We start from the raw sequence: 22,573 nt of genomic DNA, 5'->3' as shown, positions 1-22,573 counted from the left end.
GCCTATCCGGGGCTGGTGACCGCCGCCGAACGCCGGGCCAGCAGCAGGTACATGCCCGCCGCGAGCAGCGCCGCCCCGGCCAGGATGTAGCCGTCCCCCGGAATGTGCTGCCACCACGCCCATCTCAGCTCGCGATCGTCCCCGTTCGGCACCAGCCCGGGCCCGATCAGGAACAGCGCCGCGAACCCGGCGATCATGGCGATGGGTACGCGGCCCGGCCGCGTGCTCGCCCACGCTCCGGCGGCCACCAGCGCCGGGCCCACCCACACCCAGTGGTGCGTCCAGGACACCGGTGAGATCAGCAGCAGCACCGCCGCGTTCACGAACAGCGCGACGACCGAGTAGACGGTCACCGGCGCGCTCGCGGCCAGGCGCTCCAGGCCGAACAGGTGATGGATCAGCGCCGCGCCGAGGCAGGTCACCACCACCGCCAACCCGAGCCACACGGCCGTGGAGATCGTGTGCGGCAGCCCGAGCCGGAAGATCGTGCCCTTGATCGACTGATTGCCGACGTAGTGCGGCGACCCGATGCGATTGGTGTCGCTCACGGCGTGGAACCAGTACGCGCGGGATTCCTTGGGGAACACCACGAATCCCGCTCCCACGACGGCCGCCGCGGTGAGCGCCGCCCGGCCCGCGGCCTTGAAGTCACCGCGAATCAGGAAGAACAGCACGAAGGCCGCCGGGGTCAGCTTGGTCACCGCGGCGATGCCGATGAGCACCCCGCGCGGCCAGCGCGGCTTCACGCTGAGGGTGTCCAGCGCGACCGCCGCCATGAGGATCAGATTGATCTGCCCGAACCACAGCGTGGTGCGGACCGGCTCCACCGCCAGCAGCGCCACCACGGCCGCCGTGCTGATCGTGGCCTTGGCGCGGGCGTCGAGATCGGGCCGGATGCGCGAGAGCACCAGCCAGATCGTCACCCCGAGACTGCCCAGGGAGCTCGCCGTCACCGCGAATTCGGCCAGCCACAACGGCATGAGCGCGAGCGGGATCATGAGCACGGCCGCGGACGGCGGATAGGTGAACGGCAGATTGGTGTGCCCGGCGACCGGCAGGATGGGACCGTACAGTTCGCTGTGGTGCAGCCAGGCTCGGGTTGCGACCTGATAGACCTGCAGGTCCAGGAATCCGTGCAGCGCCGAGACCAGCGCGACGATGGAGATCGAGAGCACGATACCGAGCACGATCGGGATGCGCGGAATGTAGCTGTGTTCATCGGACTTCGGTGTGCGCGGCAAGCTTCCCCGCCCCGTGCGCATCGTGATCATTCGGCCGACACTAACCTTTCGGCATTCGCATAAGTTGTCCGGATTGCATTGTGCAAGTGGCTAATTGATGGCTAGCGGTTGTCCCGCGCGGCCGCCCCACCGGGCCGCTCGACCCTCCGGCGCGGCGAACCAGGTCGCGTGGAAGGTGAACACCACCGCGCCCAGCACGCCCAGGACGACCAGTCCCGACGGGACGGGATGATCGGCCATGGTGGTCGCCAGGAATCGGTAGGACAGCAATAGCCCGGCGAATACGGCGATTCCGAGCACGACCGCGCGGACCCGATACCGGTTCCACCCGCGCTCGGGATCACGCAGCGCCGACTCCACGGTCAGGCACAGCACCGCGCCCGCCACCAGATCGACGCCGTAGTGATAGCCGAAACCCAGCGTCGCGAGCAGCGTGCCCACCAGCCAGAGTCCGCCCGCCCAGCGCAGCCATCGCGGTCCGACGCGCGAATGGATGAACAGCGCCAGCGCCCAGGCGGTGTGCATGGACGGCATGCAGTTGCGCGCGGTCTCGGTGTCGAAGGGCAGCGCCGCGGGTATGAAGTTCAAGGTGGGCAGGACGTTCGGCCAGTCGCCGAGTTGCAGGCCGTTGCCTTCGGGCCCGTAGGCGAACACCGGGCCGACGACCGGGAACAGCACGTAGATCAGCGGCCCGATCATGCCGAGCACGAGGAAGGTGCGCAGCAGATTGTGCCGGGGCCAGGGGCCGGTCGTCACCCCGCGCAGCTGCCACACCGCGACCACCATCGCCGCCACGGGCAATTGGATGTAGATGACGTGCAGGATGGCTTTCGGGATCGCGCCCCCGGCCTCGAGCAGCGCGCCGACCACCCAGGACGGTTCGCCCAGCGCGTGATCGGCGAGCAGGAGATACGGGTCCAGGACGTCCGGGCCGGCGGCGATGCTGATCATCAGCCAGGTGTCGGCCAGTTTGGACGCCATGATCAGCAGCACGCCGAAGGCGATGGCGCGCATGGCCGCTCGCCGCGGGGGACCGTGCCAGCGCGCGACGGTCAGCGCCAGACCGGTCAGGGCGAGTGTGGGCCCGGTGCCGATCGAGACGTGCCAGCCGCACAGCAGTTGCAGTCCGAGGGTGAGCACGTCGAGGACTGCGGCCGCGCCCAGGGTGATGACCCGCAGCCGGGCGGGCACGCCCACGCACGCCAGCCCGAGGCCGGCCCAGGACACGAACGCCGACTGCGGATTGCCCAGGAAATCGGCGACCAGGCTCAGCAGGGGACCGAGGTGCCCGTGCGTCGAGGCCCAGAATTGCGATCCGCCCAGCAGGACCGCCGCCACGCCCAGCGCGGCGAGCGGGATCACCCGCGGATCCGTTCTCTCGCCGGACGACACCTCGCCGGCCGCGTTCACCTGAGGGTCGACCAGCACCGTCAATCCCTAACACAGGGGAAACGGAGGCACAAATTCCGGTTAGCGTCCGGGAAACTCGAGCGGGATGATCAGCGTGTCCCGAAGGACGTGCCGGGGTGGTGGCGCGAGGCCGGGACGCCCCGCCGGTGGAGACAGGCGGTAGAACGCCCGGCCGGCGGTCTGTGCCCGGAGCTTCGGGGCCTAGAACCCGCCGTCGAACCCGCCGCCGTCGAACCCGCCGAAATCCCCGAATCCGCCGCCGCCATCGGAGCCGGGGTCGATATAGCCGCCCTGATCGCCGTAACCGGGGTCATACCCGGCGTCGGCGGTGCCGGGGTCGTAGCCGCCGTCGCCCGCGCCCGCGTCCAGGCCGTCCTGATACCCGTCGCCGTAGCCGGATTCGAAGGCGGCCGAGTCGTATCCGACCCCGGACATGCCGGAGAACAGGGAACTGAACAGCAGCGCCGATCCGACGCCCCAGGCGCCCGCGACCAGGGCCGTGCGCCACCAGGGTTCGGAGTACCAGCCCGCGGGGACCGGGCGGCCCGCCACGCGCCCGCCGGGGTAGTAGTTCGGCGTCTGCGGCGAGGGGCTCGGCGAGGCCGCGATCTCGCGGCCGTCGTAATCGATGACGCGCTCCTCGCTGACCCGGCCCGCCGCGCGCTGCCCGTCGAGTTCGGGGACGGCGGGTCCGGGATCCATGCCCATGGCCGTGCGCGCGGCGCGGACGTAGTAGAGCCCTTCCAGGGCGGTTTCCTTCGCGAGCCCGGCCTGGGCGGGCGTGGCGGCCTGGTCGATCTGCGAGCCCGCCGCGGTGAAGCGTTCGGCGGCGTCGGCCAGGGCCTGCCGGGAGGGAGCGTCCGATCCGGTGAGCTGATACACCTGCCCGCCGAGGCGTTCGATGACCCGCCGGGCGTCGGCCTTGGCGTCGGCGAGCCTGGTGCTCGCGCGGGACCGTTGCCCGCGATTGACCACCAGGACCGCGAGCAGCACGCCGACCATGACGAGGAGTAGTACTACAACCGTGGCCACGATGATCAGCTTACGCGGCAGCAATAACTGACAAGTTGCTCAAGCCGATTGCCGATCGACGGGGGTCAGCCCGCCACTGCCGCGAAACGTGCCCCCGGGTTCTCTGAATCGACCTCCTCGTCGAGGTCCGACATGGCGAACTGGCGTTTGCCCGCCGTCTTGGCGGTGTACATGGCCCGATCCGCGCTGCGCAGCAGATCGGCGAAGTCGCACTCGCGCCCGGGCGGGCAGAACGCCGACCCGACGCTGGCCGAGGCGGGCACCGGGCCCGCCGCGGTGAGCACCGGTTCGCACAGTGCCGCGAGCACCCGGACGGCCAGTTCGGGCAGTATGTTGCGGCGCGCGGCCAGGGCGACCACGAACTCGTCGCCGCCGTACCGGGCGATGACCGTCTCGGGCGGGCAGGCCGCGCGCAGCCGCTGGGCGATGGCGACCAGGACCTCGTCGCCCACCGAATGCCCGTAGCCGTCGTTGATCTGCTTGAAGTCGTCCAGATCGATCAGCAGTAGCCCGACCCCGCGCGAGGGATCGGTGGACATCATGCGCACCCGCTCCTTGAGCAGCGAGCGATTGGCCAGATCGGTGAGCGCGTCGTGGGTCGCGTCGTGCCGCAGCCGGGTCTGCAGCGCGGCGATCTCCTGTACCCGCACCGATACCGCTTCGGTCAGGCTCCGTTCCTGCTGGGCGAGCGCGCGCTGCTGCAGCGCCTCGGCATAGCTGTCGATGGCCTGGCTGGCGATGAACGGCCAGCGCGTGGCGATGAGCGATCCGGGCTCCCCGGGCGCGAGCCCGAGCAGGGCGCGACTGGCCGGCGCGAGCATGCGGGTCCGGTCGAACGGCGACTCGGCGAGGCGATGGCCGATGGCACGGGCGGCGGGCACCGGAAACGGTTCGGACCCGGCCAGTTCCAGGAGGTCATCGATGACGCGGCCGAAGATGCGGTGCATGTCCTCGGGTGGTAGTTCGGGACCGCCGCCCGCACCGTTCGGATGGACCGCCCGCACCCACTCGCGGATGGTGGCCGTGACAACGATGGTGGTTCGAGTGTCGATTCGGATGGGCATGCGCGCTCACCCTGCGTCGTGCATAAGGTCGGAGCCAGCGGCCGTGCCGGTGACACCTCTCAGATCGAACTGTCTACCTTGCGGTCGGCATGTTCGGTGCATGCTCACCGCCCCCTTTCCAGATACACCCCCGCGTCCGGACAAAAAGGATCCTAGCAAGCCACCCGGCATCGAAATACCCTGTTTCAGAACGGGTTCCCGCTGCCTCGCGAATGGCGATCGGATGCGTTATCGCTCGGGGGCCTCCGGTGTTACACACTTTTTCGGCGCGCTGACGCGACTCGCCGCAGCCCGTCCGTGAGCGGGGGCGACCTGGGTGAACGCGGCCCGATTGGCATATGCGGAGTGAGGTTCGGTACAGTGCTCTCGCAAGCCGCACCGGTTCCGGTGGGTGTGCACGCGGGTGTAGTTCAATGGTAGAACTTCAGCCTTCCAAGCTGATAGCGCGGGTTCGATTCCCGTCACCCGCTCTTCTCCCGTCCGCGGGGATGTCCCGCCGACGAGGCCGGACGGGTTACGGGGTGTAGCGCAGCTTGGTAGCGCATCCGCTTTGGGAGCGGAGGGTCGCAGGTTCAAATCCTGTCACCCCGACCATCTTTCACTCTTCTGGGAACAGGTTTCAGAAGTCTGTTGTGTCCCGCCCGGGGGATTCGTTCGGTGGGGGCGATCCGCGGGTTTTTCCCGGCCTGCGGTGTGCTCGAGATCACGGCTGGTGCAAGGGATCTCGACAGACTGCTCGGCATGTCGCGCCCGGCGCGTCGGGGTGGTCAGGAGTCGTGGGCCCAATCGTCGCCGTGTTCGTGGCGCAGGTGCTCGGCCAGGATCGCGGCTTGGGAGCGGCGGGCCAGGCCCAGTTTGCCCAGCAGGGCCGAGACGTAGTTGCGAATCGTCTTCTCCGAGAGGAACACCTGGGCGGCTATCTGCTTGTTGCTCAGCCCCTGCCCGATCAGGGCCAGGATCTGGCGTTCGCGGTCGGTGAGGTCGGCGGTCGCCAGCGGGCCGGGAGTGGCCGGGCGGGCCGTGAGTTCGGCCGCGACGTCCGGATCGATGAGGGTTTCCCCGGCGGCCACGCGGCGAATCGCGTCGACCAATTGCGGTCCGCGAAGCTGTTTGAGGACATAGCCTTTGGCGCCGGCCAGCACCGCGCCCAGCAGGGCCTCGTCATCGGAGAACGAGGTCAGCATCAGCACGTTCAGGTCCGGCAGCTCCGAGAGCAGGTCGCGGCAGACGCTGATGCCGTCGCCGTCCTCCAGGCGCACGTCCAGCACCGCGACGTCGGGGCGCACGGCGGGAATCCGGCGCAGCGCCTCGGCCGCGCCGCCGGCTTCCCCGGCGACTGCGATGTCGCCCTCGGCCTCGAGCAGATCCTGGAGCCCGCGCCGCACGATCTCGTGATCGTCGAGCAGGAAGACGCGGATCTTTCCTGAGCTGTCCACCCGGTCATCCTCGCAGGTCACCGGGCTCTGGCCGGGGATCGGACGCGGCGAGCGGCGATCCGCATCAGCCACCCGCCGCGTTCCTTTCCGGCACCGGGACGCTGTTGGCCCGGTGCGGTCTCTAATACGCGATCAGGCCCTGTTCGCGAAAGGTCATGCGCGCCCGTTCGACCTGCGCCGCCGTGGGCGCCGGGGTGTCGGCGAGTACGAACCTGCGGCCCAGCTCCGCCCATTTGGCGCTGCCCAGGGTGTGGAAGGGCAGGACGTCGACGCGGTCGACGATGCCCAGCCCGGCCGCGAAACGCGCGACGGTTTCGACTTCCGCCGGCGCGTCGGTGATGCCCGGCACCAGGACGTAGCGCACCCACACCGGTGTGCCCCGGGCGGCGAGGCGCTCGGCGAAGCGCAGTGTCGGGTCCAGATCACGGCCGGTGAGCCGTCGATAGGTCTCGGGCTGCCCGGCCTTGATGTCCAGCAGCACCAGATCGGTGGCGTCCAGCAGTTCGTCCGAGGCCGCGCGCCCGAGGAACCCGGAGGTGTCCAGGGCCGTGTGCAGGCCGAGTTCCCGGAAACCGCGCAGCAGCGCGCTCGCGAACCCGGGTTGCTGCAACGGCTCTCCGCCGCTGATGGTCGCGCCGCCACCGCTCGCGGTGATGAACGGCACGTATTTGGCGGCCTCGCCCAGCATGTCGTCCGCGTCGCACCGAATGCCGTTGCCCCGCGCCCAGGTATCGGGGTTCTGGCAGTACAGGCAGCGCAGCGGGCACCCGCTGAGGAAGGCGACGAACCGGGTGCCCGGCCCGTCCACGCCCGTGGAGATGTCCCAGGAGTGCACCGAACCGGTGACCGGCGCGAGGGCGGCGGTCATCACAGACTCGCGTGGAAGGTGCGATTGATGACGTCGAGTTGCTGTTCGCGGGTCAGGCGCACGAAGTTCACGGCATAGCCCGAGACGCGAATCGTCAACTGCGGGTACTTCTCCGGATGCTCCATGGCATCGGTGAGGGTGTCTTTGTCCAGGACGTTCACGTTCATGTGGAAGCCCCGGGTGGCGATGTACCCGTCCAGGATGCCGACGAGATTGCCGACCCGTTCGGTGGCCGTGCGGCCCAGGCCCTGCGGGGTGACGGTGGTGGTGAGCGAAATGCCGTCCCGTGCGTGCTCGTACGGCAGCTTGGCCACGGACATGGCCGAGGCCACGATGCCGTGCCGATCCCGGCCGTTCATCGGGTTCGCGCCCGGGGAGAACGGCTCGCCCGCCCGCCGGCCGTCGGGCGTGTTGCCGGTCTTCTTGCCGTACACCACATTCGAGGTGATGGTGAGCACCGATTGGGTGTGCTCGGCACCGCGATAGGCCGGGTAGTCGCGAATCTTGGCCATGAACCGCTGTACGAGTTCGGCGGCCATGGCGTCGACCCGATCGTCGTTGTTGCCGTACGCGGGGAACTCACCCTCGATGCGGTAGTCCACCGCCAGCCCGGTATCGTCGCGCAGCACATGGACTTTCGCGAACCGGATGGCCGAGAGCGCGTCCGCAGCCACCGCCAGCCCGGCGATGCCGCAGGCCATGGTGCGGCGCACGTCGGTGTCGTGCAGCGCCATCTCGATGCGTTCGTAGGCGTATTTGTCGTGCATGTAGTGAATGACGTTGAGCGCGTGCACATAGGTCCCGGCCAGCCAGTCCATGAGCCCGTCCAGCGCCAGATCGACCTCGTGGTAGTCGAGCACGTCCGAGGTGATCGGTGTGAAACCGCGTGCGACCACCGTGCCGGTGCGCTCGTCGCGCCCGCCGTTGATGGCGTACAGCAGCGTCTTGGCGAGATTGACTCGCGCGCCGAAGAATTGCATCTGCTTGCCGACCTCGGTCGCCGAGACGCAGCAGGCGATGGCCGTGTCGTCGCCCGAGACCTGGCGCAGCAGCTCGTCGGATTCGTACTGGATCGAACTGGTGTCGATGGAGACCCGTGCGCAGAAACGCTTGAAGCCCTCGGGCAGTCGCGGCGACCACAGCACGGTCAGATTGGGTTCGGGGGCCGGGCCGAGGTTGTAGAGGGTCTGCAGCAGCCGGAAGCTGGTGCGCGTCACCAGCGGTCGCCCGTCCACGCCGAGTCCGCCGATCGATTCGGTGACCCAGGTGGGGTCGCCGGAGAACAGCTCGTCGTACTCGGGGGTGCGCAGGAAACGCACGATGCGCAGCTTGATCACGAAGTCGTCGATCAACTCCTGGGCGTACTCCTCGGTGATCAGCCCGGCGACCAGGTCGCGCTCGAGGTAGACGTCGAGGAAGTTGGCGACGCGGCCCAGCGACATCGCCGCGCCGTTCTGCTCTTTCACCGCGGCCAGGTAGGCGAAGTACAGCCACTGGATGGCCTCGCGGCCGGTGGCGGCGGGCCGCGAGATGTCGAAGCCGTAGGTGGCCGCCATGCGCTTCAGCTCGTCCAGCGCGCGGATCTGCTCGCTGACTTCCTCACGCAGCCTGATGGTTTCGTCGTCGGCCCAGCGGGCGTCCAGGGCTGCGTGATCGGCGCGCTTGGCGGCGATCAGCCGATCCACGCCGTAGAGCGCGACCCGGCGGTAGTCGCCGATGATGCGCCCGCGCCCGTAGGCGTCCGGCAGGCCGGTGATGATGCCCGCGCCGCGGGCCGCCCGGATGTCGGCGGTGTAGGCGTCGAAAACACCGTCGTTGTGTGTCTTGCGGTACGTCGTGAAGATCTCCGCGACCCGCGGATCCTCCTCGACGCCGTAGGCGCGCAGGCTCGACCGCAGCATGCGGTAGCCGCCGTTGGGCATGATGGCGCGCTTGAGCGGCGCGTCGGTCTGCAGGCCGACGATGAGTTCGGCCCCGGCGTCGATGTAGCCGGGCGCGTGCGCGGTGATGGTCGAGGGGGTGTGCTGGTCGACGTCGAGGATGCCGCGCTCGCGTTCGGCGGGAAACAGGGCGCCGAGCTTTTCCCACAGCCGCAGCGTGCGGTCGGTCGGGCCGCACAGGAAGCCGTCCGCGCCTTCGTAGGGTGCGTAATTCTGCTGGATGAAGTCCCGCACGTCGATCTCGTTGCGCCACCGGATGCCCCGGAACTCGTCCCAGGCGCCGAGACGGGTCACGTTTTCGATCATGGTCATTGCGGGCTCCTTCGCGGGTCGGTCCGGTGCTGTTTCCAGCCTGCTGCGGTCCGACACTCCCGCACAGAGACAAATGTCCCGAGGTAGCCAGTGAGTAACCTCTCGTTATGCCGACCGATCCGTGGGGTGGGGTTCCGGATGAATTGCGCGGTTTGTCCGCGCCGCGCGAGCGCCTGCACGATCTGGTCGAAGCCGTGTACGCCGTGGTCTCGGACCTGGACGTGGCCGTGGTGCTGCGCCAATTGGTAGCGGCGGCCACCCGATTGGTGAACGCCGACTTCGGTGCCCTGGGTCTGCTGGACCCCGAGAGCGACCCCGGCGACCGCGCGCTGGCGGAATTCATTCAGGTCGGAATGGACGCGGCGACCGTGGCCGCCATGCCGGGCTGGCCCCGGGGGCGCGGGGTGCTGGGGGTGGTGCTGGCCGGCGATCGCCCGGTGCGGCTGGACGATGTCGCCGTGCACCCGGCGTTCGAGGGCTGGCCGCCCGGGCATCCGGTGATGCGGGGATTTCTCGGCGTGCCGGTGCGCTACCGGGGCCGGGTGCTGGGCGACCTGTATCTCGCCAGTGCTCGTACGGGCGCGTTCACCGCCGAGGACGAGCGGATCATCGAGGCGCTCGCGGTGATCGCGGCGGTGAAGATCGCGAATGTGCGCATGTACGAACAGGTCCAGCGGGACGCGGTGCGCAGGCACGAGGATTCGATCACCATCGCGGTGATGAGCGATCGGGACCGGATCGCCAGGGACCTGCATGATTCGGTCATCCAGCGCATCTACGCGGCGGGGCTCACCGCGCAGGGCGCACTCCGGCTCGAACCGGCGCCGGAGGTCACGGAGCGACTCGAGCGCGTGGTGGCGGCGCTGGACGAGACGATCCAGGACATCCGGGCGACCATCTTCTCGATCCGGTCACCGGCGCCCGGTGTCGCGGGATTGCGCGGGGAGATAGCGGAATTGGCAGCCTCGGCGGCAGCACACCTGGGTTTCACCCCCGCGCTGGAGCAGACGGGGCCGATCGACGGGGTGCCCGGGGATATCGCCGGGCAGGCGCTGGCGGTATTGCGCGAGGCGCTGTCCAATACCGTCCGGCACGCGCACGCGACGCGCGTTGATATCGCCGTTTCGGTTGAATTGGGCGATTTGCGAATTTCGGTCGCCGACAATGGCATCGGCCTCGGCGACAATGGCCTCGGCGACACCGAGCATCGCGGGGGATTACGGAATATGGCCGAGCGCGCGCGGGCGCTCGGCGGAGAACTCGACCTGTCGCCCGGGATGGACGGCCGGGGCGCGACCGTCCTGTGGCACGTGCCGTTGCCCGGCTGAGGGTGCGCCGCCCCGGTGCCCGGGGCGAGCGCTGTGCCCCGGCTAGTTCGGCTGCGTGGAAACGCCGGGCTGGGCGGCGGGCTCGGCCGCGGGCTGCGGGTCGGCCGCGGGGATCTGCCGGCGGTCCGACCACTTGGTGGTGTCGCTCGGCGCGTTCATCGTGGCGAGCAGGTCGATGCCCGCGGCGATCAGGGTCGGGCCGCCCACCGCGAGCGTGCCGATGATGCCACCCGCCGCCGCGCCGGTGGTCAGGCCCGGAATGCAGCCCGCGACCAGGGTGGCGATGCAGCCGATGGTGGCGCCGATCGCGGTGCCGATGAACCCGCCGATGGTGGTGGCCAGGCCGAACTGAGTGATGAACGCGTTCAGCGCGCGGTCGTTCTCCAGCTGCGAGGCAACGGGTTTCACGGTCAGCGGGCCGGCGAGCTCGAGCCCGGCGGGCTTGGCGGCGGTGAGCGTGAGCACGGTGTTGTGCTGCTCCAGCAGCGGTGCGACCGGGATGGCGACGCCGCCCACGCGGAAATCCAGCGGCAGGGTCAGCAGAATGCCGCCCCGCGAGTCCTTCACGTCGACCACGGTCACCGCGTCGGCGGGGGCGACCGCGGCGCCGTCGGCGGCGAACAGCGCGCCGTCGCGCTCGACGAGGCGGGTGGTGATCCCGGCGGCCAGATCGGCGCTGCGGGCTTTGGAGAGTTCGAACATGCCGCTCTCGAGCTTGGTGACGACCGACTTGTCCACGAGCTTGGCCGAGTAGGCGATGCTCGCGGGGTCGGCGGGCTCGGCGTGTGCCACGCCGGTTGCCGAGGTCAATGCGCCGATGGTCAGGGCGGCGGCCGCGGTGACGCTGCGGAATTCCATGCGGTATCCAATCCGTCATCAGGTAAGGGCCGAACAAATCCGGAAGCCTAATGGGAAATCCCAGCGCAGGAGGGGGTTTCATCGGAGTGATGACCGACTGGATCAAGATCGCGTGAATTGCGAATTTTGACCGGGAAATTCCATTTGCTGGAATATTGCCCACTGCGCCCGACCCCGATGTGCGCGAGTGGCGCGCACGCGGCAGACTGCCGGAATGAGTCTCAGGTACAGCGCGGGGGTCCTGCTCTTCCGGCGAGCGCCCGCGGTGGAAGTGCTGATCGGGCATATGGGCGGGCCGCTGTGGGCGCGCAAGGACGCCTCGGCGTGGTCGATTCCCAAGGGGGAGTACGACCCCGCCGAGGAGGGCGCTCAGCTCGCCGCGCGGCGCGAGTTCACCGAGGAGCTGGGTCTGCCCGTGCCCGAGGGGGATTGGCTGCCGCTGGGCGAGGTCGAGTACGGCAGCGGGCGCGGGCGCAAGCAGGTCGCCATCTGGGCCGTGGAAGCCGATCTCGATCCCGCCCTGGTGGTTCCGGGGCTTTTCGACATGGAATGGCCGCCCCGTTCCGGGCGCGTGCAGCAGTTCCCGGAGATCGACCGCGCCGAATGGTTCACCCCGGATCTGGCGCTGCCCAAACTCGGTGCGGGGCAGCGTCCTTTCCTGGAACGCCTGACCACCCTGATCGCCGCGCGCTGACCACGCCGGTTGTCACACGCCGTGCGGCCCGGGCCGTAAAGGCCCGGGCCGCAGGTTTTCCGGTAGGGCGCTACAGACGCGGGTCGATGGGCGCGGTCTCGAGTGCGAGAACAGCGAACACCGCCTCGTGCACCCGCCACAGCGGCTCCCCGGCCACGAAGCGGTCCAGCGACTCCAGGCCGAGCGCGTACTCGCGCAGCGCGAGTGAGCGCTTGCCGCCCAGACCACGCTGGCGCAGCCGGCCGAGGTTCTCCGGGCGCAGGTACTCCGGGCCGTAGATGATGCGCAGGTATTCCGGGCCACGGCATTTCACGCCCGGCTGCACCGGCCGACTGCTGCGCGACCCGGTGCCCGCGACCAGCGATTCGGCCGGTTTGACCACCATGCCCTCACCGCCCGCCGCGGTCATCTCGGTCCACCACGCGGTGGCCGCGGCCTCGCTCTCGGGATCGTCGAGATCGACCCGCAGTCGCCGGGTGGTGGTGAACAGCTCCGAATCGGCCTCGATCAGCGCGTCGATGCGTGCCAGGTGCCAATCGTGCTCGCGCACGGCGTAGTTCGCGCCCTGTGCGGCCAGAATCTGGAACGGCGCCAGCCGCACCCCGTCGAGTCCGTCGACCGGCCAGCAGTATCGGCCGTACGCGGTGGTGAACGCCGCAGCGTCCGACTCGCGCGCCAGGGTGCGCGCGGCGAGTTCGCCGACGTCCTGTCCGCGTTCGGCCACCGCCGCGAGCACCCCGGCGGCCGCGCCGAGCGACGCCCGGGCGGCCGCGCCGACCGCCGCGTACTGGGTGCGCAGCAGTCCCATCGCCTTGGCCGACCACGGCAGCAGTTCCGTGTCCAGCACGAGCCAGTCGGAGCCGAGTTCGTCGAACAGGCCGGACTTCTCGGCGGCGGCGCGCACCCGGGCCAGCAGCGCTTCGGTGCGCTCGCCGTCATCGAAGAAGGGCCGTCCCGTGCGGGTGTACACCGCGCCGGTGCCGCCGTCCTCGACGCCGAACCGCGCACGGGCCGCGGCGGCCGAGCGGGCCAGCACCACGACCGCGCGCGAACCCATGTGCTTCTCCTCGCACAGGACCGACCGCACACCTTCGGAGCGGTAGTACTCGAACGCCTGCGCCGGGTGCTCCAGGTAGCCGTCCACCGTGGATGTGGCACAGGGCGACATCGTCGGCGGCAGGTACACGAGCCAGCGCGGATCGACGGCGAACCGGCTCATGACCTCGAGCGCCGCGCTCGCCGCGTCCTCCTGCACGCCGACCCGGCCCAGGTGCTTGGTCTCCACCACGCGCCTGCCCAGCACATCGTCGAGATCGAGCACGCCGGGATCGCGGTGCACCGCGCCCTCGGCGGTGGCGAAGGTCGGCAGCAGCGGCCGCGTCGGCTCGTACCAGACCTGTTCGGCGGCAACCGAAACCGTCTCGCGCTCCGGGTACCGCAGCGCGCTCAACCGGCCGCCGAACACCACGCCGGTGTCCAGGCAGAGGGTGTTGTTCACCCACACCAGATCCGCCACCGGGGTGTGCCCGTACACGACCATCGCCTTGCCGCGATAGTCGTTGGCCCACGGGTAGCGCACCGGCAGCCCGTAATCATCTGTCTCCCCGGTGGATTCGCCGTACATGGCGAACTCGCGCACGCGCCCCGACGCGCGGCCCTGGAACTGCTCCTTGAGACCGGCGTGCGCGACGACGAGGTTGCCCTCGTCCAGCACGTAGTGACTGACCAGGGCGCGCATCCATTCCTGCACTCCCTTGCGGAAGTCCGCGTCCTCGGCCTCGAGCTGGCTCAGCGATTCGGCGAGGCCGTGCGCCACCTTGACCTTGCGGCCGTCCAGCGCGCGCACCAGCTTGAACTCGTGATTGCCGGTGACGCACAGCGCGTTCCCCGCGCGCACCATGCCAGTCACCAGGCGCAGCACGCCCGGGGTGTCCGGGCCGCGATCCACCAGATCGCCCACGAAGACCGCCGTGCGCCCCAGCGGGTGTCGCGCGTCGACTGCCCGCTCGGCGGCGTCCCGGGTGATCTCGTAGCCGAGTTCGCCCAGCAGCGTTTCCAATTCGGCGCGGCACCCGTGGACATCGCCGATGATGTCGAAAGGCCCGGTCAATTCCCGCTTGTCGTTCCAGAGCCGCTCGAAGGTGAACGTGGCGGCGTCGATCGCCTCGACCCCGCGCAGCACGTGCACCCGGCGAAAGCCCTCGCGCTCCAGGAACTTCAGGCTGCGCCGCAACTCCCGCTGCTGGCGGTTCACCACGTGTGCGGGCAGGTGCGCCCGTTCGGCGCGGGCGGCGTTGCGGGCCAGGCACTCCGCGTCCGGCACGTCCAGCACGATCGCCACCGGCAGCACGTCGTGCGCCCGGGCCAGGTCGATCAGCGCCTGGCGGGCTTTGGGCTGCACGTTGGTGGCGTCGATGACCGTGCGCAGCCCGCGCCGCAGGCGCACGCCCGCGATGTGGTGCAGCAGCGCGAAGGCGTCGTCGGTGGCCGACTGATCGTTCTCGTCGTCGCTGACCAGGCCGCGGCAGTAGTCGGAGGAGATGATCGCCGTGGCCGGGAAGTGCTTGCGCGCGAACGTGGATTTCCCGGATCCGGTGCTGCCGACCAGAACAACGAGCGACAGCTCCGGGATGGTGAGTTCAGCCATTACGCGGCTCCTTTCTCGTCGGTCTCGCCGGCCCCGGCGGTGGGTGTCGTGCCCGCCGTGGCGTCGGATTTGGTGAACAGGGCGAGCTGGGTGGGCGCGCCGCGTTCCGCGTCGACCGGGCCGACCGGCTCGAAACGCACCGTGTAGCGGTAGTTTTCGCACACCCGCCCGGCCCACGCCGCGAATTCCGTCCGGCTCCACTCGAATCTGTGGTCGGAGTGCCGGAAAGCGCCCGCAGGCAGCGTCTCGTACAGCTCGTTGTACTCCCCGTTGGGGGTGGTCACCACGACCGCGCCCGGCGCGGCCGCCCCGAACACGGCCTGCTCGAGCGCGCCCAGCCGCGGTTCGTCGACATGCTCGATGACCTCCATCAGCACCGCGGCGTCGTACCCCCGCAGCGAGGCGTCGGTATAGGTCAGCGCCCCCTGCCGCACGCTCACCCGCCGTGCCTGGAACTCCGGCAGTCGCCGCAGCCGCCGCTCCGCGATCTTCAAAGCCCGCACCGAAACGTCAACTCCCACAATCTCACCGAACTCCCTGGCCGCTGCCAGCTCCAACAGCAGCGCCCCTTCGCCACACCCCAGGTCCAGCACCCGCCCGGCCCCCGCCGCCCGCAGCGCACCCAGCACCGCCGCCCGCCGCTGCACCCCCAGCGAAGGCCCCCGCCCCGAGCCCTCGGACTCGCCGCCCGCGGTCACACCGGCACCGTCGGCGACGTCGCCCGACGGCTCGCCGGCCGCGGTGGCTGCGCTTGTCCCCGTCGTGCTCGTGCCGGGCGTAGGTCGTGATTCGGCTTGCGCGTCCTGTTCCTGCTTCGAGATGGCCTCGGGGACAGTGGTTTCCGTCTCATCCGTGCTCGTGTCGACCGCGTCGAACTCCTCCGGTTCCGCGTCGTCCAGCTCCGCCAGCCGCGCGAGCGCGGTGCGGACCAGGGTGTGGCGGCGGGTCAGGTAGCGGCGGGTGATCCATTCGCGGTCGGGGTGGGATTCGAGCCAGCCCGCGCCGAACCGCAGCAGCTTGTCGATCTCGGCGGCGTCCAGGTAGTAGTGCTTTGCCCCGTCCAGGGCCGGGAGCAGGACGTAGAGGTGGGACAGGGCGTCCGAAAGGCGCAGCACGCCGGTCAGTTCCAGGCGCACGTAGTGCGAGTCGCCCCAGTCCGGGAACGCCGGATCCAGGGGCAGCGCGGTGGCCGTCACCGTCCAGCCCAGGGGCGCGAAGACGCGTTCGGCCCACTCCGTGCCGCCCTTGCAGGGCACCGCCGGCAGCTCCACGCGCAGCGGCAGCGCGGTCTCGGCCAGCTCCGGGCGCTGGGCGCAACGCCCGTGCATGGCCGAGCCGAAAACCTGGGCGATCGCGACGGCCAGCAGCGACGAGGCCGCGTACGGGCGGTCGTTCACGTACTGCGCGAGACTGAATTCCGGTGTGCCCCTGGTCTTTCCGCGCACCAGCCGCACCGGATCGATCTCCAGCAGCAGCGCGGCGGTGCAGCGTTCGGCGGTCGCCTCGGGGTAGAGCACATGCGCCACCCCGTACGACTGCTCGAAGGTTTGTACGCGCGCGGGGTTCTTGTGCAGCAGGAAGCCCAGTTCGTCGGCCGCCCAGGCGGCGCCGTCAGGTCGCGTACAGGTAATGGTCAACAGCACCCCGCGATGCTCCCGCACCGTCCACGAGCGCGGCAATCACTTTTCCACGGCCCGCGCGGGCGGGGCGGCGTGCCCGGTGGTCCTCGGGCGGGATGGAACGGGCGCTGGTCACCGCCACGGCGAGCCCAGGCCGAACACGGCGCGCCGGGCCCGAACCAACCTCGGCGCGCCGCGGGCCGCTCGCGCCGTGTAGGTTTCGGCGCGATGCCGTAAGCCTTGCGGCGGTCCGGAACTCGACGAGCAGGAGCGGGAATGCGCGTGGTGGGCAAGGTCGGTGCGATCGGAATGGTCGCTGCCGCGGTACTGCTGGTGGCGGGCTGTGGTGGCGATGACGACAGCAAGGCCGATTCGTCCGCGACGACCACCGCGGCGCGCTCTGCGGCGGCGACCACGACGCCCGCGAGCAAGGGCCGCGAGTGCACCGCCGACGACATCAAGGTCGACGGCGGCTACGGCGAAGCCCCCAAGATCACCATCCCGGACGACTGCGATCCGCCCAAGCAGCTGATCGTCAAGGACCTGGTCGCGGGCTCGGGCCCCGGCGCGGTCGCGGGTCAGCCGCTGTCGATGAACTACACCCTCATCACCTGGTCCGACAAGAAGAAGCTGGACAGCTCCTTCGATCGCGGCAAGGAATTCACGCTGAACCTCGGCGCGGGCGAAGTCATCAAGGGCTGGGACCAGGGCCTGGTCGGCGTCCAGCAGGGCGCTCGTCGCCTGCTGATCGTGCCGCCGGACCTGGGCTACGGCGCCGGCGGGCGCGGCATGAAGCCGAACGAGACCCTGGTCTTCGTGACCGACGCCGTCAAGGTCGGTTCCTGACCGTTCGACCGCTGTACCAGGGCGGCTGGTGAATCACCAGCCGTCGCGGTGCCGTCTGCCACGACCGGTTACACGCCCCCCGGACCGGTCAACTACCCTGGTCGGGATGCGTTCGGGGGGACCTAACGTCAAATGTTGAACTACGAACAAGGAGCATGTCCGTGAAGAGCACCGTCGAGCAGCTGAGCCCGACCCGGGTCCGGATTAACGTCGAGGTGCCCTTCGAGGAGCTGAAGCCCGACTTCGACAAGGCCTACAAGGCCCTGGCCGGTCAGATCAAGATCCCCGGTTTCCGTCCGGGCAAGGCTCCGGCCAAGCTCATCGAAGCGCGCGTCGGCCGTGGCGCCGTGCTCGAGCAGGTCGTCAACGACGTGCTGCCCAAGCGCTACAGCGATGCCGTGATCGCCACCGAGGCCAAGGTCATCGGCCAGCCGGAGATCGAGATCACCAAGATCGAAGACGGCCAGGAGCTCGCCTTCACCGCCGAGGTCGACGTCCGCCCGGAGATCACCCTCCCCGACTTCTCCGCGATCGCCGTCACCGTCGATCCGATCGAGATCAAGGACGAGGACATCGAGGAGCAGCTCACCTCGCTGCGTCAGCGCTTCGGCACCCTGACCGCCGTCGAGCGCGAGATCGCCGACGGTGACTTCGTCTCCATCGATCTGACCGCCACCGTCGACGGCGTCGAGGTCGAAGAGGCCTCCACCACCGGTCTGTCGCACGAGGTCGGTTCGGGCCAGCTCATCGAGGGCCTCGACGAGACCCTGATCGGCCTCAAGGCGACCGAGTCCAAGGACTTCACCTCCAAGCTGGTCGCCGGCGAGCACGCCGGTAAGGAAGCCGTCATCACCGTGACCGTGCAGTCGGTCAAGGAGCGCGAGCTGCCCGAGGCCGATGACGAGTTCGCCCAGCTGGCAAGCGAATTCGACACCATCGACGAGCTGAAGGAAGACCTCAAGGGCCGCGTCGAGCGCGTCAAGAAGGTCACCCAGGCCGGCGAGATCCGCGACAAGGTGCTCGAGGCGCTGCTCGAGGCCACCGAGATCCCGCTGCCGGAGAAGGTCGTCCAGGCCGAGATCGACGCCGTCGTGCACGACGCCGTCCACGGCTTCGACCACGACGAGGCCAAGCTGGCCGAGGCCCTCGAGGCCCAGGGTTCCTCGCGCGAGGAGTTCGACAAGGACACCAAGGAGTCGGCCGAGAAGTCGGTCAAGACCCAGCTCCTGCTGGACGCCGTCGCCGAGGCCGAGAACACCCAGGTCGGCCAGGACGAGCTGTACGAGCGGATCATCTTCCAGGCCCAGCGCTACGGCATGAGCCCGGATCAGTTCATCCAGCAGATCCAGCAGGCCGGTCAGCTCGGCGCGGTCTTCGCCGACGTGCGCCGCGGCAAGGCCCTGGCCGGTGTGGTGACCTCCGCGGTCGTCACCGACACCACCGGCGCGAGCGTCGACACCGCCGAGATGTTCGGCAGCCCGGCCGAGGAAGCCGAGGAGATCTCCGCCGAGGAGCTCGCCGAGGTCGCCGACGCCACCGAGGCCGTCGAGGCCGAGGCCAAGTAACAACTACATTCAACGGCCGGTTCGTGCGGGAGACGGGGTGAATTCCCCGGCTCCGGCGGGCCGGGTATCCGGGGGCTCGGTTCCCGAGAACCCCCCGCGAGTGCGGCCGTGTCAGCGCCCACGTAGTTTTGCGCTGTGAGCGAAGCAGGGCGGTACCGGGAGTTCGGTACCGCCCTGCTTCGTTAGGGTTTGTGTCAGCGCTGGAACTTCCTAAGTGATCAGTAGGGCTTGGTGGGACCGAGCCGGTGAGAGAGGGCAGGTATCCGTGACAACTAATCGGGCAGGGGTGCAGATGGCATCCGCGACTGCTGGTCTGAACCTCAGTGATTCGGTGTACGAGCGGCTGCTGAGCTCGCGCATCATCTTCCTGGGCAGCCAGGTCGACGACGACATCGCCAACAAGCTGTGCGCCCAGATCCTGCTGCTGTCGGCCGAGGACGCGGAGCGCGATATCTCGCTCTACATCAACTCGCCCGGTGGTTCGGTGACCGCGGGTATGGCCATCTACGACACCATGCAGTTCGCGCCCTGCGACATCCGCACGGTCGGAATGGGTTTGGCCGCGTCCATGGGCCAGTTCCTGCTCGCCGCCGGCGCCAAGGGCAAGCGTTTCGCGCTGCCGCACTCGCGGATCATGATGCATCAGCCGTCCGCCGGTATCGGTGGCTCGGCGTCGGACATCGCCATCCAGGCCGAGCAGTTCGCCTACACCAAGCGCGAACTGAATCAGCTGCAGGCGCTGCACACCGGCAAGTCCGTGGAGCAGGTCACCGAGGACGCCGACCGCGACCGCTGGTTCACCCCGACGGAGGCGCTCGAGTACGGCTTCATCGACCAGGTGATCACGCACGCGCGCCAGGCCGACGGCGTCAGCTAGTCACCGACCACCCCACAGACTTTGGAGACGCATATGTCGATCGATCCGCGTGCCGCGGGAATCACTTTCGCCGCTGCCGGTTCGCTGCCGCAGTCGCGCTACATCCTGCCCCAGTTCACCGAGCAGACCACCTACGGCGTCAAGACCTCCGACCCGTACAACAAGCTGTTCGAGGAGCGCATCATCTTCCTGGGCAACCAGGTGGACGATATCTCCGCCAACGACATCATGGCGCAGCTGCTGGTGCTCGAGTCCCAGGATCCGGACCGTGACATCACCATGTACATCAATTCGCCCGGTGGCTCGTTCACCGCGCTGATGGCCATCTACGACACCATGCAGTACGTGCGTGCCGATGTCGTCACCGTCTGCCTGGGCCAGGCCGCCTCCGCGGCCGCCGTGCTGCTCGCGGCCGGCGCCCCCGGCAAGCGCGCCGCGCTGCCCAACGCCCGCATCCTGATCCACCAGCCCTCCAGCGGCGGCATTCAGGGTCAGGTCTCGGATCTGGAGATCCAGGCCGCCGAGATCGAGCGCATGCGCCGGCTCATGGAAACCACCCTGTCCCGCCACACCGGCCGGGACGCGGAGACCATCCGCAAGGACACCGATCGCGACAAGATCCTGACCGCCGACGAGGCGAAGGACTACGGGATCGTGGACACGGTTTTCCAGTACCGCAAGCTCAGCGCCCAGAAGTGAGGCGCGGGGGTGGCGGGGTTCCATGATCCCCGCCACCCGGTCGGTTTCGTGTCGGCTCGGCGGGGAAGTCCTTGCGATACGGCGGGGGACGGTGAGTCGAGGCACATGTTCGGCGAGAAACGTGCCGAAGTTGTCGACCTCGGTCGCCCGCAGCGGGTACGGTCACACTAGGGACCTTGGCTCGTGGTTGTCGGCTCCGCCTTTGTTCGGCTCGCTTTCGTCGGACTCAGCCGAACCGCTGTATCCGCATTCCTAGCGGAAACGGCATACGCTTTATAGGTGGCACTTCGCCGGCAACCGAGACAGACGGTTGCACGCGGACAAGGAAGTAGGGACCCAAACGATGGCGCGCATCGGTGATGGCGGCGATCTGCTCAAGTGCTCGTTCTGCGGAAAGAGCCAGAAGCAGGTCAAGAAGCTCATTGCGGGACCAGGGGTGTACATCTGCGACGAGTGCATCGATCTGTGCAACGAAATCATCGAAGAGGAGCTCGCTGAATCCAGCGAGGTCAAGCTCGACGAACTGCCGAAGCCCGCGGAAATCCGCGACTTCCTCGAGCAGTACGTGATCGGACAGGACTCGGCCAAGCGCACGCTGGCGGTCGCTGTCTACAACCACTACAAGCGAATTCAGGCCGGCGACAAGGGTCGCGACTCCCGAGGTGAATCGGTCGAGTTGGCCAAATCGAACATTCTCATGCTCGGCCCCACGGGTTGTGGCAAGACATATCTGGCGCAGACGCTGGCCAAGATGCTGAACGTCCCGTTCGCCATCGCCGACGCCACCGCGCTGACCGAGGCCGGTTATGTCGGCGAGGATGTCGAGAACATTCTGCTCAAGCTGATCCAGGCCGCCGATTACGACGTCAAGCGCGCCGAGACGGGCATCATCTACATCGACGAGGTCGACAAGATCGCCCGTAAGTCGGAGAACCCGTCCATCACCCGCGACGTGTCGGGCGAGGGCGTGCAGCAGGCGCTGCTCAAGATCCTCGAGGGCACCCAGGCCTCGGTGCCGCCGCAGGGCGGCCGCAAGCACCCGCATCAGGAATTCATCCAGATCGACACCACGAACGTGCTGTTCATCGTGGCGGGTGCGTTCGCGGGCCTGGAGCGCATCGTGCAGGACCGGGTCGGCAAGCGCGGCATCGGTTTCGGCGCGGAGGTGCGCTCGAAGGCCGAGATCGACACCGCCGATCACTTCGCCGATGTCATGCCCGAGGATCTGATCAAGTTCGGCCTGATCCCCGAGTTCATCGGCCGTCTCCCGGTCGTCGCCTCGGTCACGAACCTGGACAAGGAGTCCCTGGTTCGCATTCTGGCCGAGCCCAAGAACGCGCTCGTCAAGCAGTATGTACGCCTGTTCGAAATGGACGGCGTGGACCTGGAATTCACCCAGGACGCGCTCGAAGCCGTTGCGGACCAGGCCATTCTGCGCGGCACCGGCGCTCGTGGCCTGCGCGCCATCATGGAGGAGGTCCTCCTCCCGGTCATGTACGACATCCCCAGCCGCGACGATGTCGCCAAGGTCGTCGTCAACGCCGACACCGTGAACGACAACGTGCTGCCGACCATCGTGCCGCGTAAGCGTCAGTCCCCGGAACGCCGCGAGAAGTCGGCGTAAGGTACTTCACCACGGCGGCCCCGCGAGAATTTCTCGCGGGGCCGTCGTCGTCGTGTCGGCATCGGCGCGCCCCGGGAAATACGAATGCCCGCACCGTGCGCGGTGCGGGCATTCGGCGTGAAAGAGATTCTCAGGACAGCGCTTTGGCCTTGAGCGCCTCGAACTCGGTGGCGGAGATGGTGCCCTCGTCGAGGAGCTTCTTCGCGTCGGCGATCTGGGAGGCGGGATTGGTGCCCGCTGTCTCCCGGATGTATTTGGTCTCCGCGTCCTGGAACTGTTTGGCGGCGGTGGCCGAGCGGGCGGCCATGCCGTTGCCGCGCGCGATCAGATAGACCAGTGCGGTGAGCAGGGGAAGGAAGAACAGGAAGACGACCCACACCGCCTTGACCCAGCCGGAGGTCTCGTGATCCCGGAAGAGGTCGGTGATGATCATGAACAGCAGGATCAGGTAGGCCACGAAGGCGAACGTGGTGAGGATGAGCCAGAAGACGTCCCAGAAATCCATGACGTGAG

At 68.8% G+C, this 22,573-nt stretch carries 18 protein-coding genes and 2 tRNA genes; 9 read left to right on the top strand and 11 right to left on the bottom strand.

Annotation, left to right across the window (positions count from 1 at the left end; genetic code table 11):
* Nucleotides 1-2: 2 nt before the first annotated feature.
* From ACFVBH_RS11425 to ACFVBH_RS11410, 4 genes are all read right to left on the bottom strand, one after another.
* A complete protein-coding gene (locus ACFVBH_RS11425; protein WP_354986528.1) occupies nucleotides 3-1,271 on the bottom strand; it encodes a glycosyltransferase 87 family protein in 1,269 nt (422 codons plus the stop codon).
* A gap of 60 nt (nucleotides 1,272-1,331) precedes the next feature.
* A complete protein-coding gene (locus ACFVBH_RS11420; protein ID WP_379001261.1) occupies nucleotides 1,332-2,669 on the bottom strand; it encodes a phosphatase PAP2 family protein in 1,338 nt (445 codons plus the stop codon).
* Nucleotides 2,670-2,852: 183 nt separating this feature from the next.
* A complete protein-coding gene (locus tag ACFVBH_RS11415) occupies nucleotides 2,853-3,653 on the bottom strand; it encodes a DUF1542 domain-containing protein (RefSeq protein ID WP_379001705.1) in 801 nt (266 codons plus the stop codon).
* 95 nt (nucleotides 3,654-3,748) lie between these two features.
* Nucleotides 3,749-4,747: a GGDEF domain-containing protein gene (locus ACFVBH_RS11410; protein WP_354986527.1), complete on the bottom strand. Its 999-nt coding sequence runs from the start codon at nucleotides 4,745-4,747 to the stop codon at nucleotides 3,749-3,751.
* A gap of 399 nt (nucleotides 4,748-5,146) precedes the next feature.
* Here ACFVBH_RS11410 and ACFVBH_RS11405 point away from each other — a divergent pair.
* Both ACFVBH_RS11405 and ACFVBH_RS11400 read left to right on the top strand, forming a co-directional pair.
* A tRNA-Gly gene (locus tag ACFVBH_RS11405) sits at nucleotides 5,147-5,217 on the top strand.
* 47 nt (nucleotides 5,218-5,264) lie between these two features.
* Nucleotides 5,265-5,341: transfer RNA gene (locus ACFVBH_RS11400), tRNA-Pro, on the top strand.
* A 173-nt stretch (nucleotides 5,342-5,514) separates the two neighbouring features.
* On the opposite strand, the gene ACFVBH_RS11395 is transcribed toward ACFVBH_RS11400, so the two are convergent.
* From ACFVBH_RS11395 to pflB, 3 genes are all read right to left on the bottom strand, one after another.
* Nucleotides 5,515-6,183: a response regulator transcription factor gene (locus tag ACFVBH_RS11395; RefSeq protein ID WP_354986526.1), complete on the bottom strand. Its 669-nt coding sequence runs from the start codon at nucleotides 6,181-6,183 to the stop codon at nucleotides 5,515-5,517.
* Between the two features lie 121 nt (nucleotides 6,184-6,304).
* Entirely contained in the window at nucleotides 6,305-7,051 is a 747-nt protein-coding gene (gene pflA / locus ACFVBH_RS11390; protein WP_379001260.1) for a pyruvate formate-lyase-activating protein, read from the bottom strand.
* Nucleotides 7,051-9,303 carry a formate C-acetyltransferase gene (gene pflB, locus ACFVBH_RS11385; RefSeq protein ID WP_379001259.1) on the bottom strand — a complete coding sequence of 751 codons (2,253 nt, stop codon included), beginning with the start codon at nucleotides 9,301-9,303 and terminating at the stop codon, nucleotides 7,051-7,053. Before pflB ends, pflA begins: the two co-directional genes overlap by 1 nt.
* Nucleotides 9,304-9,410: 107 nt before the next feature.
* Here pflB and ACFVBH_RS11380 point away from each other — a divergent pair, with 107 nt between their 5' ends.
* Nucleotides 9,411-10,631: a GAF domain-containing protein gene (locus tag ACFVBH_RS11380; protein ID WP_379001258.1), complete on the top strand. Its 1,221-nt coding sequence runs from the start codon at nucleotides 9,411-9,413 to the stop codon at nucleotides 10,629-10,631.
* Nucleotides 10,632-10,673: 42 nt separating this feature from the next.
* On the opposite strand, the gene ACFVBH_RS11375 is transcribed toward ACFVBH_RS11380, so the two are convergent.
* A complete protein-coding gene (locus ACFVBH_RS11375) occupies nucleotides 10,674-11,489 on the bottom strand; it encodes a hypothetical protein (RefSeq protein WP_379001257.1) in 816 nt (271 codons plus the stop codon).
* A 214-nt stretch (nucleotides 11,490-11,703) separates the two neighbouring features.
* Between ACFVBH_RS11375 and ACFVBH_RS11370 the strand changes: the two genes are divergently transcribed.
* Nucleotides 11,704-12,183, top strand: a complete 480-nt coding sequence (locus ACFVBH_RS11370) for an NUDIX domain-containing protein (RefSeq protein WP_354986521.1) — start codon at nucleotides 11,704-11,706, stop codon at nucleotides 12,181-12,183.
* Nucleotides 12,184-12,253: 70 nt separating this feature from the next.
* Here the strand turns inward: ACFVBH_RS11370 and ACFVBH_RS11365 are convergent, their stop codons facing one another.
* Both ACFVBH_RS11365 and ACFVBH_RS11360 read right to left on the bottom strand, forming a co-directional pair.
* The gene (locus tag ACFVBH_RS11365; RefSeq protein ID WP_379001256.1) at nucleotides 12,254-14,830 is read right to left on the bottom strand and encodes a polynucleotide kinase-phosphatase; all 2,577 of its coding nucleotides are present in this window, start codon (nucleotides 14,828-14,830) and stop codon (nucleotides 12,254-12,256) included.
* A complete protein-coding gene (locus ACFVBH_RS11360) occupies nucleotides 14,830-16,473 on the bottom strand; it encodes a 3' terminal RNA ribose 2'-O-methyltransferase Hen1 (RefSeq protein WP_379001255.1) in 1,644 nt (547 codons plus the stop codon). Before ACFVBH_RS11360 ends, ACFVBH_RS11365 begins: the two co-directional genes overlap by 1 nt.
* 252 nt (nucleotides 16,474-16,725) lie before the next feature.
* On the opposite strand from ACFVBH_RS11360, the gene ACFVBH_RS11355 reads away from it, so the two are divergent.
* From ACFVBH_RS11355 to clpX, 5 genes are all read left to right on the top strand, one after another.
* Entirely contained in the window at nucleotides 16,726-17,295 is a 570-nt protein-coding gene (locus tag ACFVBH_RS11355; protein WP_379001254.1) for an FKBP-type peptidyl-prolyl cis-trans isomerase, read from the top strand.
* A 161-nt stretch (nucleotides 17,296-17,456) separates the two neighbouring features.
* Nucleotides 17,457-18,860, top strand: a complete 1,404-nt coding sequence (gene tig / locus ACFVBH_RS11350; protein WP_354986517.1) for a trigger factor — start codon at nucleotides 17,457-17,459, stop codon at nucleotides 18,858-18,860.
* A 292-nt stretch (nucleotides 18,861-19,152) separates the two neighbouring features.
* Entirely contained in the window at nucleotides 19,153-19,737 is a 585-nt protein-coding gene (locus ACFVBH_RS11345) for an ATP-dependent Clp protease proteolytic subunit (protein WP_354986516.1), read from the top strand.
* Between the two features lie 33 nt (nucleotides 19,738-19,770).
* Entirely contained in the window at nucleotides 19,771-20,436 is a 666-nt protein-coding gene (locus ACFVBH_RS11340) for an ATP-dependent Clp protease proteolytic subunit (protein ID WP_354986515.1), read from the top strand.
* Nucleotides 20,437-20,779: 343 nt separating this feature from the next.
* Nucleotides 20,780-22,060: an ATP-dependent Clp protease ATP-binding subunit ClpX gene (clpX, locus tag ACFVBH_RS11335; protein ID WP_354986514.1), complete on the top strand. Its 1,281-nt coding sequence runs from the start codon at nucleotides 20,780-20,782 to the stop codon at nucleotides 22,058-22,060.
* Between the two features lie 130 nt (nucleotides 22,061-22,190).
* On the opposite strand, the gene ACFVBH_RS11330 is transcribed toward clpX, so the two are convergent.
* A complete protein-coding gene (locus ACFVBH_RS11330) occupies nucleotides 22,191-22,565 on the bottom strand; it encodes an SHOCT domain-containing protein (protein ID WP_354989933.1) in 375 nt (124 codons plus the stop codon).
* Nucleotides 22,566-22,573: the final 8 nt, after the last annotated feature.

The sequence above is a fragment of the Nocardia sp. NPDC057668 genome, assembly GCF_042799795.1.
Classification (GTDB): Bacteria; Actinomycetota; Actinomycetes; order Mycobacteriales; family Mycobacteriaceae; genus Nocardia.
Note: the sequence above shows the minus strand (reverse complement) of the source record. Positions and strands in the feature narration are given on the sequence as shown.